This is a genomic window from Kribbella sp. NPDC051936 (assembly GCF_040680955.1).
In the GTDB taxonomy this organism is placed as follows: Bacteria; Actinomycetota; Actinomycetes; order Propionibacteriales; family Kribbellaceae; genus Kribbella.
This window is the reverse complement of the sequence record NZ_JBFAXS010000008.1, coordinates 98,416-112,836: the sequence shown is the minus strand read 5'-3', so window position 1 is coordinate 112,836 and position 14,421 is coordinate 98,416. Positions and strand designations below refer to the sequence as shown.

The following is a 14,421-nucleotide window of genomic DNA, read 5'->3' as shown; positions in this document are numbered from 1 at the left end:
GTGCCGCAGGATGGGTGCATGCTCACGAAGATCCTCTCCCGGGGTGGTCCGGCCGCCGGCTATCTGGTGATCCGGTACCTGAAGTCGGTCACGTTGCTGGCCGCGACACCGATCAGCCTGCTGCTCGGCTGGATCATCCCGGGCGTCACCGCCGGCCTGGTGAAGCTCGCGAACAGCGAGCGGTTCCGGGCGGCGAAGTACCTCGGCATCCCGCAGGCCGAGGAACTGCCGCCGGCCCTGCCGCGGCAGCCCGGCGACGTCACGACGCTGTTCCGGGACAAGTCGTTCAAGCGCAGCCTGCGCTGCCTGCTGATGCCAGTAGCGATGATCCCCGAGCTGCTCGTGGCCGTCATCGCGGTGGTCGGTGCGCCGGCGGCGATCGTCGGCATGCTGCTGTGGTGGCTCGACCCGGGCAACTTCAGCCTGATGGGTCTCGACGTCGACAACTGGTTCGAGGCCCTCACGCTCGGCCCGCTGCAGGTCGGAGCCAGTCTGTGGTTCCTGGGGCGGGTTGCGCCCGCTCTGGCTCGCGGTCACGCCAAGGCGGCGCTCCGGTTGCTCGCGCCCAGCCCGGACCAACTGGAGACGGCCAGGCTGGCGCAGCGCGTCGAGGAGCTCACCAAGAGCAGGGCAGGTGCAGTCGACTCGCACGGTGCCGAGCTGCGCCGGATCGAGCGCGACCTGCACGACGGGACGCAGGCCCAGCTGGTGTCTCTGGCCATGCGGATCGGTATCGCCAAGCAGACCATGGCCGAGGACCCCGAGAAGGCAGCCAAGCTGCTGGACGACGCCCGTGACGGCGCAGAGCAGGCCATGACCGAGCTGCGCGGCGTACTGCGGACGATGTACCCGCCGATCCTTGCGGACCGCGGTCTGGCCGGAGCGGTGTCGGCACTGGCCGCCCGGTGTCCGCTGCCGGTCGAGCTCCGCATCGGTGCGCTGGGCGAGGTCCCGGCAGCAGTCGAGGCCGCTGCGTACTTCGTCGTCGCGGAGTCGCTCACCAACATCACGAAGCACAGTGCGGCGGGGCATGTCGACATCCAGCTCGAACGGCGTGGTCCCGAGCTCTACCTGGCGGTCACCGACGACGGGATCGGCGGAGCACGGGTCAATGCCCAGTTCGGTGCGCAGTCCGACCTGCTGGGCCGGGGGAGCGGACTGCATGGCATGCTCCATCGCGTGCAGGCGATCGACGGTCAGATGGAGCTGCAGAGCCCGATCGGCGGGCCAACCACCGTCGAGGTGATCCTTCCGTGCGGGTGATCATCCTCGAGGACAACCCGATCCTCGCCGAAGGCCTCAGTCTGCTGCTCGACAACTCCGGCTTCCAGGTCGTCGCCGTCGCCACCGACGCGGACGAGTTCGCCAAGGCGGTCGACGAGCACCCGGTGGACATCGCGGTGGTCGACGTACGGCTGCCCCCGACGTTCACCGACGAGGGCCTGCGGGCGGCGATCGAGGCGCGCCGGGTGCGGCCAGGGCTTCCGGTGCTGGTGTTCTCGCAGTACGTCGAGGAGGTGTACGCCGCCGAGCTGCTGGCGGCCGGCAGCGAAGGCGTTGGCTACCTGCTGAAGGACCGGGTGTCTCGCGTCGACGAGTTCCTGGAGGCGGTACGGCGCGTCGCGGCCGGCGGGACTGTGCTGGACCCGGAGGTGGTCAGCCAGCTCATGGTGAAGCGGAGCAGCCCGCTGGACCGGCTGACGCCGCGGGAACGCGAAGTGCTCGCGCTGATGGCCGAAGGCCTCGGCAACACGGCGATCGGGGAGAAGCTCGTCATCTCCGACGGCGCGGTGCACAAGCACGTCGGCAACGTGTTCCTCAAACTCGACCTGCCGCCGACGGACTCCGGTCACCGGCGCGTCCTCGCCGTTCTCGCCTACCTCGGCCTGTGAACCCTTGACGCGCCTGACAACGTAGGCCACTCTCGATCTGAGAGCGCTCTCATCCACCGAACCGCCCCTAGGTGAGGAGAGTTCAGATGAAGGTCCTCCTGGCCGCCGTACTCACGGCGGCTGTCCTGACTGTGCCCGCGCAGGCGCTGGCCGAGCCTCTGGCCGTGCCCGGCCAGTCCGCGGCCATGCAACGCGATTTCGGGCTGACCGAGCAGCAGATGCAGCAACGGCTGGCAGCCGAGACCTCCGCGGCGAAGCTGTTGCCCGCGGCCCAGAAAGCAGCCGGTGCCGCGTACGGCGGAGCCTGGTACGACGCCGCCACGCAGAAGCTGGTTGTTGGCGTGGTCGGCTCCGCGCGTACTGCCGCAGTACGTGCAACCGGCGCGCAAGTGGCCGCCGTACCCGTGCCGGCGAAGGCCCTGGATCAGCGCAAGGCTGCCGTCGACAAGCTGGCCGGTAAGGCAGTGCCGGCTGCGGTCAGCGGGTGGGCAGCTGACCCGCGGACCGGCAGCGTGGTGGTCAACGTCCAAGCAGGTAAGCGTTCCGCGGCCGTCGACGCGTTCGTCGCCAGGGTCGCCAAGGCCGGTGCGGTGACGGTCAAGGAGGTCGCGGCGCAGGCCCCGCGCACCTTCGCGGCCGGGACGGTCGGCGGCGACCCGTACTACGTCAGCAACATCCGCTGCTCGATCGGCTTCTCGGTGTACGGCGGGTACGTCACGGCCGGCCACTGTGGCCGGAGCGGCATCGTGCGCGGCTGGGACGGCTCCGACCAGGGCTCGTTCCGTGGCTGGTCGTTCCCCGGCAACGACTACGCGTGGGTGGCCACCGGCTATGGCTGGTGGACCGTGCCGGTCGTGCTCGGCTGGGGACAGGTGAGCGACCAGTTGGTCCGCGGCTCGTGGGAGGCGCCGATCGGTTCGTCGGTCTGCCGCAGCGGTTCGACCACACACTGGCACTGCGGCACGATCCTGGCCAAGAACGAGACCGTGAACTACGGCAACGGTCAGCTGTTCTACGGCGCGACCAAGACCAGCGTCTGCGCCGAGGGTGGTGACTCGGGTGGGTCGTTCATCACCGGTGACCAGGCGCAGGGCGTCACGTCCGGCGGCTGGGGGAACTGCAGCAGCGGTGGCGAGACGTGGTTCCAGCCGGTCAACGAGATCCTGCAGGCGTACGGCCTGACGTTGCACACCGCCTAGACGCGAGTGGGATCCCCTTGCACGCAAGGGGATCCCACTGGTTCAGCAGGTCGGTACGCCGGGTAGCTGCGCGTTCGGGTCGTCGATGTAGATGTTGCTGATGAACCCGTTCTGGTCACGCAGCTTGGACCACCAGTTGTTGGTGTAGCCCTCGGCGTTCACTGTGTCGCCCTGCTTCTGGCAGAGCACCCACACCGATGTCGGTCCGGCCAGCGTGGTCACGACCGGCGAGCTCAGGTGCGCGTCGGAGCGGATGTTCACGCCGGAGCCCCAGGTCATGTAGTTCTTGCCCGGGCCGGAGCAGCCGTTGTCGCTGGTGAGGAAGTAGGAGCCGTACGAGCCTGGGTAGGCCAGCGCCGACCCGTTGATGACGATGTTCTGCCCGATGCCGTTGAGCAGCTGCTCGTAGTGGATGTGCGGGCCGGTGGAGTTGCCGGTGCTGCCGGTGACTCCGATCTGCTGGCCCTGCGAGACCTGCTGACCGTTGCCCACCGAGTACGCGGACAGGTGGAAGTAGTAGGTCTTCCAGCCGCCGCCGTGCTCGATGGCGATGTAGTTGCCGGCGCCGCTCGGCTGCGAGTAGCGGTACGCCGTACCGCCGGCGGACGCGAGCACCGGCGTGCCGTTCGTCGTCCCGCCGTCGGCGCGGACGAAGTCGAGTGCGCGGCGGACCTCACCGGAGTGGTGGCTGTAGGTCCAGCGTTGGCCACACGGGAACGGGGCCTTGAAGTTCGGCGCGGCCTGCGCCTGCGTCGGCACCGCCACCAGGGCGGCGGCGCCGAGCAGGAACGCGGCGAGTACTGCGAGGATTCTTCTGGGCGGCATGAGGCTCAGTGTCAGCCGTCAAGCAGCAACCTTCAACGGTTTGCGTCTGTAGTTAATTGTCAGGCCGATTCGTCGGCCACCGGCTCCAGCTTGGGGGTCTGGTCCTTCTTCGTGGCCAGCGAGTCGATCAGCTGCTTGGCCAGCGCGAAACCGGAGCCGCCCATCGTGATCGTCTTCACCAGGGTGTCCTCGATGCCCTGGGCACCGTTCAGGACCACCATGTTGCCGACCTTCTCGAACGAGCCGGCGGCCGCGGAGACGATCTCCGGGTAGGCCTCGGCCAGCTGCTGCGCGACGACGGCCTCGGTGTTGGTGGCCAGCGCCTCGGCGCGCGCCTTGATACCGGCGGCCTCGGCCATCGCCTTGGCCTGCACCGCGGACGCCTCGGCCTTACCGGTGAGCTCGGTGGCCTTCGCCTGCGCCTCACCGCGGAGCTGGACCTCGCGGGCGTTCGCCTCGGCGGCCGCGATCTGCGCGTCCCGGGCGGCCTGGGCCAGCGTGCGCTGCCGGTACGCCTCGGCGTCGGCCGGCTTCAGCACCGACGACTCCAGCTGCTTCTCGGCCAGCGACGCGTTGAGCTTCGCGGTCTCGGTCTCGGCGACGACGACCTCCTGGCGGGCCAGCGCCTCGGCCAGCGGGCCGGACTGCGAGGCCTTCGACTTCGCCTGGTCGACCTCGGCCTGGTAACCGGCCTGGGCGATCGAGCTCTCCCGCACTGCTGCGGCCTTCTGGGCGGCGGCGGCCTGCTCGCGCTCGGTCGCCTCCCGGTCCCGCTCGGCCTGGGCGATCCGGGCCGCGGCCTCGACGGCGGCGGCCTGCGGACGGCCGAGGTTCTTGATGTAGCCGGACTCGTCGTCGATCTCCTGGATCTGCAGCGAGTCCACTACCAGGCCGAGCTTCTCCATGTCCCCGGCCAGCGAGCCGCGGATGTTGGTGGTCAGCGTCTCCCGGTCGTGCAGCATCTCCTCGACCGTGGTGGAGCCGACGATCGCCCGCAGGTGACCCGCGAACAGCTCGTGGATGGTGCCCATCACCTGCTCGTCGCTCTGCTCCAGGAACCGCCGGGCCGCGTTCGCGATCGAGCCGTAGTCGTCACCGACCTTGTAGGCCGTGACGCCCTTGATGTGCAGCGGGATGCCCTGGCTGGACACGCAGGTCACGGTCAGCGGCGTCGCACGGATGTCCAGCGGCAACCGCCGTACCGTCTGGAAGCCGGGCAGTACCGCGGTGCCGCGGCCGACGACGATCTTGAATCCGAGGGTCTCGTTGACCTGGTCGGTGCTCGAGTGCGCGCCGAGGCCGGAGATGATCAGCGCCTCGTTCGGCTCCGCCACCCGCCAGACCGTCCGGAACAGGATCAGAAGGACGACCACCGCGACCGCCGCGATGATCAGGTACGTCCAGAGCATTTCCCCTCCAAGGGAACGTCAATTAAATGGCACGAGCGACGTACACGGTGCGGGGCGGGTCGAAATCGACCACGACCACCTGTGTCCCCACCTCGAGCACCTCGTCGGTCGCCGGGTAAGCGTAGAAGGCCTCGGTGGCACCCCGGACCGGCAGCATCACCTCGCCGACGATCCCGGGTGCGATCCGGCCGATCACCCGCCCCCGCTTGCCTGTCATGTGTCCCTCCGACGTCGCCGCGCACGATCCAGTTCCCGAAGCCTACGTTGTCGATGGCTTGTGGCCGGACCCGCAACGGCCGCATTGTTGGAGCAGCGGCCTGGGGGTGGGGAGGGGCCATGGCTGGGGAGGTCCGGGTCGAGGTCGTCGACGGCAGCGTGGACACCGAACGGCTCGAGGTACTGGCGCTGCTGCTGCGCCAGGAGTTGCTGATGCTCGACGTCCGGTCGGTCGAGCCGTACACCGAGGGCGAGGCGCCGCCGGGTTCGAAGGGCGGACTCGCCGCGGTGGCCGGCGTGCTGAGCGTTTCGCTGGCGCCCGGGCTGCAGGCGATCGGCGGGGTCGTCGGGGTGATCCGCGAGTGGCTGCGCAGATCCGGCGGCGGGCGATCGGTCAAGGTCACGATCGACGGCGACGTGATCGAGCTCACCGGCGCCTCCGACGAGATGCAGCAACAGCTGATCGACACCTTCGTCCGACGGCACGCCGGAGCGGACGTGTGACATGTCCGGCGCGCGTATCGCCCTCGTGGTGGCCAACGATCATTACGACGATCCGGGACTGCGCAGCCTGGTCGCACCGGCGCACGACGCGGCCGCACTGGCCGAGACGCTGGCGGACCCGTCGGTGGGCGGGTTCGAGGTCCGGGTCCTGCGCAACGAGTCCGCGCAGGAGATCCGGGTCGCGGTCGAGGACTTCTTCGCCGACCGGCAGCCCGAAGACCTGTTGCTGCTGCACTTCTCCTGCCACGGCCTGAAGAACGCGGCCGGCGAACTGTTCCTGGCGGTCGCGGACACCAAACCGGCCCGGCTGGCGTCGACAGCGGTGGCCGCCGACTTCGTCAACCGGCAGATGTCGGACAGCCGGGCGCAGCGGATCGCCCTGTTCCTGGACTGCTGCTACGGCGGCGCGTTCCCGCGCGGCATGGTCGTGCGTGCGGCTGGTGAGGCGCAGGTACGGGACGCGTTCGCGGGGCAGGCCGATGTCGGCGGCGGCCGTGGCCGGGTCGTGGTGACGGCGTCGAGCGCGATGGAGTACGCGTTCGAGGGCGGACAACTGGCGACGGACGCGACGCCGGTCCCGTCGGTGTTCACCGGTGCCGTGGTCGACGGCCTGACGACGGGCGAGGCGGACCGGGACGGCGACGGCTGGGTCGGCCTCACCGAACTGGTCGGGTACGTGACGGACCGGGTCCATCGGGTGACGCCGAACCAGAACCCGCAGATGTGGACGTTCGGCGCCCAGGGCGAACTGCTGATCGCGCGCAGCCGGATCCGCCGGATCACGCCGACGCCGTTGGCGCCGGAGCTGGTCGCGGCGCTGGAGAGCCCGTTGCCGGCGGCAAGGTTCGGCGTGGTCGACTACCTGCGCGAGCGCCTCGCCGGCGCCGATCTGGGCCAGGCGTACGCCGCCTGGCAGGCGCTGCAGCCGATGGTGAACGACGACAGCCGACGGGTCGCGATGGCCGCGGCGGAGGCGCTCGAGGAGGCCGTTCCGCGGGTGACACCCGAGGCGCTCGACCTCGGCCCGGAGGGTGCCGAAGTACGGCTCGAAGGTCCGCCGATCGTGCAGACCGCGGTCGCGACGTCGAGCGTGGAGTGGCTGAAGGTCCAGCAGGACGGCGACGTCATCACAGTTCGTGCCGACGCGTCCGGCGGGAGCGAAGCGACGTTGATCGTGAGCGGTCCGACCGGCGAGCGGACCATCCCGGTCCACCTGACGTTGCCGGACACCGAGTCCGAACCGCCGCCGCGCCCGCCGGAACCGGAGCCCGAGCCGTCGCCCGAGCCCGCGCCGGTCCCCGAGCCGCCGCGGCGCACACCGTCGTCGTCGCGCCAGGTTCCGTGGTGGATCGTCGGCGTTCTGGTGGTCGGCGCCGGGCTGCTCATCTACCTGAACTGGCCGGGGCAGGCCAACTCGCGCAAGCTCTGGTTCGACGATGACACCGGCTGGTACGTGTACCGCAGCTCGGGGGACCCGATCATCGTGTCCTCGTTCGTGATCCTGCTCGCGAGCCTCGCGGCCCGGTCCGCGCGGCCTGTCGTCCTCGGCGTCCTCGCGGGATGTCTCGCCGCGATCCTCGAGGACGGCGTGCTGATCCTTGTCGGCGGCATCTCGTCCAGCGAGAGCGTGAAGCTCTTCGGCATCTGGACCGACGAGACCACCGCGTGGCTACTGACCGGCGCGATCGCCGTGGTGCTGGCCGCCGTACTGCTGTTCTACTACCGGCCCGACCGGCTGCCGCTGTGGCCCGTCCCACGAGTAGCGGCGGTCCTGGTGATCGCAGGGGGCGCGCTCTTGATGCTCAGCGCGCTGTTGCAGGACTCCAGCGGTGTGTCCTTCTTTCACGTCACAATGCTGGCCGCGCTGGAGCCCCTCGTCGCGGTCGCGCTCGGCTGGTTCGCCTTGGCGTCGAAGTGGGGCTCCGACGCCGGCAACTGGCTCAGCGCGACCGTGACGACGTACGGCCTGATCGGCATCCTCTCCGTGATCCCTGCCGCGACCCAGGCGGACACCCCGTCCGTCTTCGTCGTCGCGCTGCTCGGCAACGTACTGATCATCGCCGGCGTGCTCAGCCGCGGACTGCGCCTTCCGTCGCACCCTTGATGAACTGGCGGGCGAAGATCGCGAAGACGATCACCAGCGGGACCATCGCCATCAGCGCACCGGTCATCACCATGCTGTAGTCCACACCGTGCGAGCGGTTCAGCGTCGACAGGGCGACCTGCAACGTCACGTGGTCCGGGTTGGTCAGCACGATCAGCGGCCACATGTAGTCGTTCCAGGAGCCGACGAACGTGAAGATGCCGAGGAACGCCAGCGCCGGCCGCGCGGACGGCAGCGCGACGTGCCAGTACGTGCCGAAGAAGCCGCAGCCGTCCAGCGTCGCGGCCTCGACCAGCTCGTTGTGGATCGAGTTCTGGAAGTACTGCCGCATCCAGAAGATGCCGAACGCGTTCGCCGCGCCGGGGATGATCAGCGCCTTCAGCGAGCCCACCCAGCCGAGCAGCGCCATCGTCTGGAACTGCGGTACGGCGGCCAGCTGCGCCGGCAGCAGCATCGTCGCCAGCAGGATCACGAACAGCGCGTTCCGCCCCGGGAACCGGAACTTGGCGAACGTGAACGCCGCGAGCGAGTCGAAGAACAGCACCAGCAGCGTGGTGCAGACCGCCACGACCACGGTGTTCGCCATCGACTGGAAGAACGCGACGTTCTCCAGCACCTGCCGGACGTTTTCCCCGAAATGCCCGCCGAACGTCAGCTTGGGCGGGAAACGGTAGATGTCCGCGGTTGTGTTCGACGCCATCAGGATCGTCCACACGAACGGGAACATGAACACCAGCAGCGCCAGGACCAGCGCCGCATGCAGCGCGAGACCGCGCAGCCGGTACCGGGTCATCGATCCTCACCCCGTCCGCGGAAGATCCGCCAGTTGATGGCCGTGAACAACAGCACCAGCGCGAAGATGCTGAGCGCGATCGCCGCGGCGTACCCGTAGTCGTTGTCCAGGAACGCGGCTCGGTAGAAGAACAGCACCACGGTCATGCCGCTCTGCCCGGTGCCGCCGCTGTTGCCGACCATCACCTGCGGCTCGGTGAACGTCTGCAGCCCGCCGATCGTCGACATCACGACCGTGAACAACACAACGGGACGCAGCTGCGGCAACGTGATCGCGAAGAACGTCCGGACCGCCCCGGCCCCGTCGACCTTGGCGGCCTCGTACTGGTCCTTCGGGATCGCCTGCAGCCCGGCCAGGTAGATCAGCGTGTTGTACCCGACCCACTGCCACACGATCATCGTGGAGATCGCGATCTTGATGCCCCACGGCTGCCCGAGCCAGTCCTGCTGCGGGATGCCGAGCGACCGCAGGGCGGCGTTCACCAGACCGAAGTTCGTGCTGAAGATCGAGCTGAAGAAGATCGCCATCGCGACCAGCGACGTCACGTTCGGGATGAAGTACGCGATCCGGTACACGTTCGTGAACCGGACCGCGGACTGCAGCATCACCGCGAGCAGCAGCGCGAGCACCAGCGTCGGGACCGTCGACATCAGGAACAGGACGACGGTGTTCTCCAGCGACTGCCAGAACGTCGGGTCCTTGACCAGGAAGGCGAAGTTGTCCAGCCCCGTGAACCTGCGGGCGCTCAGGCCGTCCCAGCGCTGGAAGGCCAGCACGATCGTGGACAGCATCGGGTACAGCCCGAACACCGCGAACAGGATGTAGAACGGTGACAGCGCCAGGTAGAACCGCCAGTACGACCAGATCCGCCGTCTCGGCGCCGCCGTCGTCGCCCTGGCGGCGGGCACGGTCACAGTAGCGGTCACTGCACTCCCTGTCGTTTGGCGATCGCCTTCGCCTTCGAGACCGCGGCCGACCACGCCGCGTCCGAGGTCTTGGCGCCGGTCTGCACCGTCTTCAGCTCGTCGTGGAACGGCGCCGCGACCGAGTCGTCGTACGGGCTCTGGTACGCGACCGGGATCGCCTTCGCGGCCGGCCCGAACACGTCGATCGGGACCTGGCCGCCGAAGAACTTGTCGGCCGCCTTGAGCTGCGGCTTGTCATAGGCCGCCGGCGTCGACGGGAAGATCTGTGCGTCGGCGAACGCCTTGGCCTCGTTGTCGGGGTTGAGCATGTACTTGATCACGTCGAACGCCTTCTGCGGATCGGCCGCGTTCTTGGTGATCGCGAGGAACGAGCCGCCGAAGTTCGCCGGGCCGCTCGGCGTCGCCGCCAGCCGCCACTTGCCGGCGCTGGACTTCACCGCGGACTTGATGTCCAGCGCCACCCAGGCGGCGCCGATGTGCGCGGGCACCGTGCCCTGGTCGAGGCCGGCGTTCCAGTCCGGGCTGCCGCTCGGGGTCTTGCCGTCGATCTTCAGCGTCATCGCCTTGACCGAGGTGTCCCAGGCCTTCCGGATGTGGTCCTGGTCGCCGATGAACTTGTTGTCCTTGGAGATGTACCGCTCGGTGCCCTGGCCGACGACCATGTCGTAGAGGTCGGTCGCGTCCCAGACCAGCAGCGCCTTCGGGTTCTTCGCCTTCAGCTGGACCCCGGCGTTGAAGAAGTCGTCCCAGCTCTTCAGCTGTGCGGCCACCTGGGCGGGGTCGCTCGGCAGGCCGGCCGCGGCGAAGATGTCCTCGCGGTAGTACAGCGCGGTCGGGCCGACGTCGATCGGCAGGCCGATCACCTTGCCGTCGAGGGTGGTCGCCTGGTTGACCTTCCACTCCAGGTAGTCGCCGAGGACCGAGTCCGCGCCGACGGTCTTCAGGTCGACGAAGCGGTCGGCCTGCGGCAGCAGCGAGGCGATGTCCTCGCCCTTGATGCCGGTGATGTCGGGGATCCCGGTGCCGCCGTTGAACGTGGTGACCAGTTTCTGCTTGTAGTCGCCGCCGATCTCGGAGTACTTGATCTTCGGGTCCGGGAAGTGCGCGATCGTGTCGTCCAGCACCGACTTGCCGAGGCCTCCCGGCCAGCACCACATCGTCAGCTCGGTGGTGGTGTTCTTCTTGGCCGTCGTACCGGCGGTGTTCATCCCGGACGAACAGCCGACGAGGCTGCCGCCGAGCACGGCCGTGAAGCCCCCGAGCAGCGTCCGACGTGAGAGCTCCATGGTTCTACCTTCCTGAGTGTGCGCTGATCAGCGCTTGGAGGTTCTGGTCTTCGGGATGCGCGGCCTGCCAGTCCGCGAGGTCGGCCCAGCGCGGTGCGGCGTCCGCGCCGCCGAGCCGGGTGACGGAGAGTGCGGCGGTGAGCGCGGCGAACCGCACCCGCTGCGCCAGCGGCAGTCCCCAGAGCGTGGCGGCGATGAAACCGGCGGCGAACACGTCACCCGCCCCGGTGCTGTCCGCCGCCGGGACCGGAAACGCCGGTACGGCGACGTGCTCGCCGGTACTCGCGTCGAGAGCGATGGCGCCCGCGGCGCCGTTGGACACGACCACCAGCGGAACCCGCTCGGCCAGGCTGCGCAGGGCCTGCTCCGGCGAGTCGGTCCGCGTGTAGGCCATCGCCTCGTCGGCGTTGGGCAGGAACACGTCGCAGTGCTGGAGCTGGTCGAGGACGGCCGGGCCCCACTGCTCGGTCGGGTCCCAGCCGACATCGGCGAACACCACGCTGCCGGCCGCCTTCGCCTTCGCCAGCCAATCGTTCGGCCAGGGTCCGATGTGCGCGGCGACGGCTCGGGCAGCCGGCGGCGTGGTGATCAGCTCGTCGGCCGACAGCAGGGGTGACGTGCCCCTCGTGACCAGTGCCCGGTCGTTGTCATAGGCAAGGGCCACGGTGAGCGGCGTCTGCCAGCCGGCGAGTCTGCGGGAGAGTGACAGATCGATGCCCTCGGCGCTCAGGTAGCCCCAGACCTGGTCACCGGTGGCGTCCGCACCGAACGCCGCGGCCATGCCGGTGCGCAGCCCGAGCCGGGCGAGCGCCACCGCGAAGTTCGCGATGCCGCCGGGGCTCTCGTGCGACTCGGTGGCCCAGACCTCGGTGCCCGGACGCGGCGCAGTGGGCAGGCCTAGCACCAGGTCCTTGAATACCAGACCAGACACGACCACATCCAGAACCGGTACGTCCAGCTCGTGCATGGGTAGCCACACTCCGTCAGGCTCGATCAAACTCGTTCATGAATCTTGAAACTCTTGCTCAGGATCCGCAATACCTGGTCACAACTTTGACTAAAAATGATTGAGTTTGCGTGATACGGTCTCTCTGTGTTGCCGAAGCAGCGACAGGATCAGATCGTTCGTGCGCTCCGGGCCGATGGGGCCGGGGGCGTCAAGGTGCTGGCCGGGAAGCTCGGCGTCAGCGAGGCCACCATCCGGCGCGACCTCGAGCAGTTGCACGCCGAAGGCCGCCTCACCCGGGTGTACGGCGGTGCGCTGGCGGTCGACGGCGGTGACGAGCCGTTCGCCGACGTCAACGCCGTGCATGCCGAGGAGAAGGACCGGATCGCGCGCCGCGCTGCCGAGTTGGTCGCCGACGGCGAGTCGGTGCTGCTCGACATCGGTACGACGGCGCTCCGGGTCGCGCAGCACCTGCACGGCCGCTCGTTGACCGTGGTGACCAGCAACCTCGCCGTACTGGAGGAGTTGCAGAACGACGAGCAGATCGAGCTGATCGTGCTGGGCGGGTTCGTGCGCCGCAGCTACCGCTCGCTGGTCGGCTACCTGACCGAGGAGAGCCTGCGGCAGATCCACGTCGACTGGCTGTTCCTGGGCACCAGCGGCGTCCGTCCGGACGGCCGGGTGATGGACAGCACGATGATCGAGGTGCCGATCAAACGGGCGATGATCAACGCCGCCGACCGCGTCGTCCTGCTCGCCGACCGCACGAAGTTCCCGGGCCACGGAGTCGCCCGGGTGTGTGAGCCGGGGGAGCTGACCATGGTGGTGACCGAGCCCGACGCCGACGAGGCGACCCGTGCCCAACTGACCGAAGCAGGAGTAGAGGTGGTCCTCGCGTGAAGCTGACGATTCTGGGCGGGGGCGGCTTCCGGGTTCCGCTCGTCTACCACGCCCTCCTGGGCGACCGCGGCCCCGGCCGCATCACGTCGGTGGTCCTGTACGACACCGACTCGTCCCGGCTGTCGGCCATCGCGGCCGTCCTCCGCCAGCAGGCAGCAGACACCGCCGACGCACCGGTCGTGACGGCGACGACGGACCTCGATGAGGCCCTGCGTGGCGCCGACTTCATCTTCTCGGCGATCCGGGTCGGCGGCCTCGAAGGCCGGACCGTGGACGAGCGCGTCGCGCTGGACCTCGGCGTCCTCGGCCAGGAGACGGTCGGCGCCGGCGGTATCGCCTACGGCCTGCGCACGCTCCCGGTCGCGGTGCAGATCGCCCAGCGGATCGCGGCCGTCGCCCCGGACGCCTGGACCATCAACTTCACCAACCCGGCCGGCATGGTGACCGAAGCCATGATCCCGTTCCTGGGCGATCGGGTGATCGGTATCTGCGACTCGCCGTCGGGCCTGGGCCGGCGCGCGGCGCTGGCGCTCGGAGTGGACCCGTCGACCGCGTTCTACGACTACGCGGGGCTCAACCACCTCGGCTGGCTGCGCGGGCTGCGGTCCGGCGGTGTGGACCGGCTCCCCGATCTGCTGCAGTCGTCCGATGCTCTGGGCTCCTTCGAGGAGGGCCGGCTGTTCGGAGCGGACTGGCTGCGATCGCTCGGCTCGATTCCGAACGAGTACCTGCACTATTACTACTTCGCGCGCGAGACGCTGGCCGCAGTCCAGGGGGTCCGGCAGACGCGCGGCACCTTCCTGCTGGAGCAGCAGTCCGCGTTCTACGCCGAGACCGGCAAGCACCCGGACCAGGCGCTGGAGCTGTGGCAGAAGACCCGGGCCGAGCGCGAGTCGACGTACATGGTGGAGAGCCGTGAGGTCGCGGACGCGGGGGAGCGCGACGAGCGCGACATGGCGGCCGGCGGGTACGAGCAGGTCGCGCTGTCGCTGATGCGGGCGATCGCGCACAACGAGCGCGCCTCGCTGATCCTGAACGTCCGCAACCGCGGCGTCCTGCACCACCTCGACGACGACGCCGTGGTCGAGATCCCGTGCACCGTGGACGCCAACGGGGCGCTGCCGGTGGCGGTCTCCCAGCTCACGGACCACCAGGCGGGCCTGATCAGCGCGGTGAAGGCCGTCGAGCGGTCCACCATCGAAGCGGCGACCGCGGCGTCCCGCTCGGCCGCGCTGAAAGCGTTCGCCTACCATCCGCTGGTCGACTCGGTGACGGTGGCCCGGCACCTGCTCGACACGTACGTCGAGCAGCTGCCGAACCTGGCGTACCTGCGCGCGTGAGGCCGATTGGTCCGAGCGGTGCCGAATCTGGCACAATGGCCTGCTGAGTCCGTCCTGGTTCGTGCAGCCCTCTAACTCCAC

The 14,421-nt window shown here is 69.2% G+C and carries 14 protein-coding genes; 7 read left to right on the top strand and 7 right to left on the bottom strand.

Features of this window, described 5'->3' with window-relative positions; genetic code table 11:
- The first annotated feature begins 18 nt into the window (after positions 1-18).
- From AB0L64_RS28000 to AB0L64_RS27990, 3 genes are all read left to right on the top strand, one after another.
- Complete coding sequence (locus tag AB0L64_RS28000; RefSeq protein ID WP_363714730.1) at positions 19-1,263, top strand: histidine kinase; 1,245 nt, start codon at positions 19-21, stop codon at positions 1,261-1,263.
- Positions 1,254-1,892: a response regulator transcription factor gene (locus AB0L64_RS27995; protein WP_359930753.1), complete on the top strand. Its 639-nt coding sequence runs from the start codon at positions 1,254-1,256 to the stop codon at positions 1,890-1,892. Before AB0L64_RS28000 ends, AB0L64_RS27995 begins: the two co-directional genes overlap by 10 nt.
- Positions 1,893-1,978: 86 nt before the next feature.
- The gene (locus tag AB0L64_RS27990; RefSeq protein ID WP_363714728.1) at positions 1,979-3,091 is read left to right on the top strand and encodes a S1 family peptidase; all 1,113 of its coding nucleotides are present in this window, start codon (positions 1,979-1,981) and stop codon (positions 3,089-3,091) included.
- A gap of 42 nt (positions 3,092-3,133) precedes the next feature.
- Here AB0L64_RS27990 and AB0L64_RS27985 read toward each other — a convergent pair whose 3' ends face one another.
- Genes AB0L64_RS27985 through AB0L64_RS27975 form a run of 3 tightly spaced genes read right to left on the bottom strand, consistent with a single transcriptional unit; the run spans position 3,134 to position 5,542 of the window.
- A complete protein-coding gene (locus AB0L64_RS27985; RefSeq protein ID WP_363714726.1) occupies positions 3,134-3,916 on the bottom strand; it encodes a peptidoglycan DD-metalloendopeptidase family protein in 783 nt (260 codons plus the stop codon).
- Positions 3,917-3,975: 59 nt separating this feature from the next.
- On the bottom strand, positions 3,976-5,325 hold the full coding sequence (locus tag AB0L64_RS27980; RefSeq protein WP_363714724.1) for an SPFH domain-containing protein: 1,350 nt from the start codon (positions 5,323-5,325) through the stop codon (positions 3,976-3,978).
- A 22-nt stretch (positions 5,326-5,347) separates the two neighbouring features.
- The gene (locus AB0L64_RS27975; RefSeq protein WP_355699255.1) at positions 5,348-5,542 is read right to left on the bottom strand and encodes a hypothetical protein; all 195 of its coding nucleotides are present in this window, start codon (positions 5,540-5,542) and stop codon (positions 5,348-5,350) included.
- 119 nt (positions 5,543-5,661) lie between these two features.
- Here AB0L64_RS27975 and AB0L64_RS27970 point away from each other — a divergent pair, with 119 nt between their 5' ends.
- Both AB0L64_RS27970 and AB0L64_RS27965 read left to right on the top strand, forming a co-directional pair.
- Positions 5,662-6,045 carry a hypothetical protein gene (locus AB0L64_RS27970; protein ID WP_363714722.1) on the top strand — a complete coding sequence of 128 codons (384 nt, stop codon included), beginning with the start codon at positions 5,662-5,664 and terminating at the stop codon, positions 6,043-6,045.
- Between the two features lies 1 nt (position 6,046).
- Positions 6,047-8,149 (top strand): caspase family protein, encoded by a 2,103-nt coding sequence (locus AB0L64_RS27965; RefSeq protein ID WP_363714720.1) that lies wholly within the window; start codon positions 6,047-6,049, stop codon positions 8,147-8,149.
- Here the strand turns inward: AB0L64_RS27965 and AB0L64_RS27960 are convergent.
- From AB0L64_RS27960 to AB0L64_RS27945, 4 genes are read right to left on the bottom strand one after another with little or no spacing between them, the layout of a single operon-like run.
- Complete coding sequence (locus AB0L64_RS27960) at positions 8,115-8,942, bottom strand: carbohydrate ABC transporter permease (protein ID WP_363714718.1); 828 nt, start codon at positions 8,940-8,942, stop codon at positions 8,115-8,117. The genes AB0L64_RS27965 and AB0L64_RS27960 overlap by 35 nt on opposite strands.
- Positions 8,939-9,868 (bottom strand): sugar ABC transporter permease, encoded by a 930-nt coding sequence (locus AB0L64_RS27955; protein ID WP_363714716.1) that lies wholly within the window; start codon positions 9,866-9,868, stop codon positions 8,939-8,941. The genes AB0L64_RS27960 and AB0L64_RS27955 overlap by 4 nt, the downstream gene beginning before the upstream one ends.
- Positions 9,865-11,154: an extracellular solute-binding protein gene (locus AB0L64_RS27950; protein ID WP_363714714.1), complete on the bottom strand. Its 1,290-nt coding sequence runs from the start codon at positions 11,152-11,154 to the stop codon at positions 9,865-9,867. The genes AB0L64_RS27955 and AB0L64_RS27950 overlap by 4 nt, the downstream gene beginning before the upstream one ends.
- Before the next feature lie 4 nt (positions 11,155-11,158).
- Positions 11,159-12,121 (bottom strand): PfkB family carbohydrate kinase, encoded by a 963-nt coding sequence (locus AB0L64_RS27945; protein ID WP_363714712.1) that lies wholly within the window; start codon positions 12,119-12,121, stop codon positions 11,159-11,161.
- A 126-nt stretch (positions 12,122-12,247) separates the two neighbouring features.
- Between AB0L64_RS27945 and AB0L64_RS27940 the strand changes: the two genes are divergently transcribed.
- Both AB0L64_RS27940 and AB0L64_RS27935 read left to right on the top strand, forming a co-directional pair.
- Positions 12,248-13,000: a DeoR/GlpR family DNA-binding transcription regulator gene (locus tag AB0L64_RS27940; protein ID WP_363714710.1), complete on the top strand. Its 753-nt coding sequence runs from the start codon at positions 12,248-12,250 to the stop codon at positions 12,998-13,000.
- Complete coding sequence (locus AB0L64_RS27935; protein WP_363714708.1) at positions 12,997-14,340, top strand: 6-phospho-beta-glucosidase; 1,344 nt, start codon at positions 12,997-12,999, stop codon at positions 14,338-14,340. Before AB0L64_RS27940 ends, AB0L64_RS27935 begins: the two co-directional genes overlap by 4 nt.
- Positions 14,341-14,421: the final 81 nt, after the last annotated feature.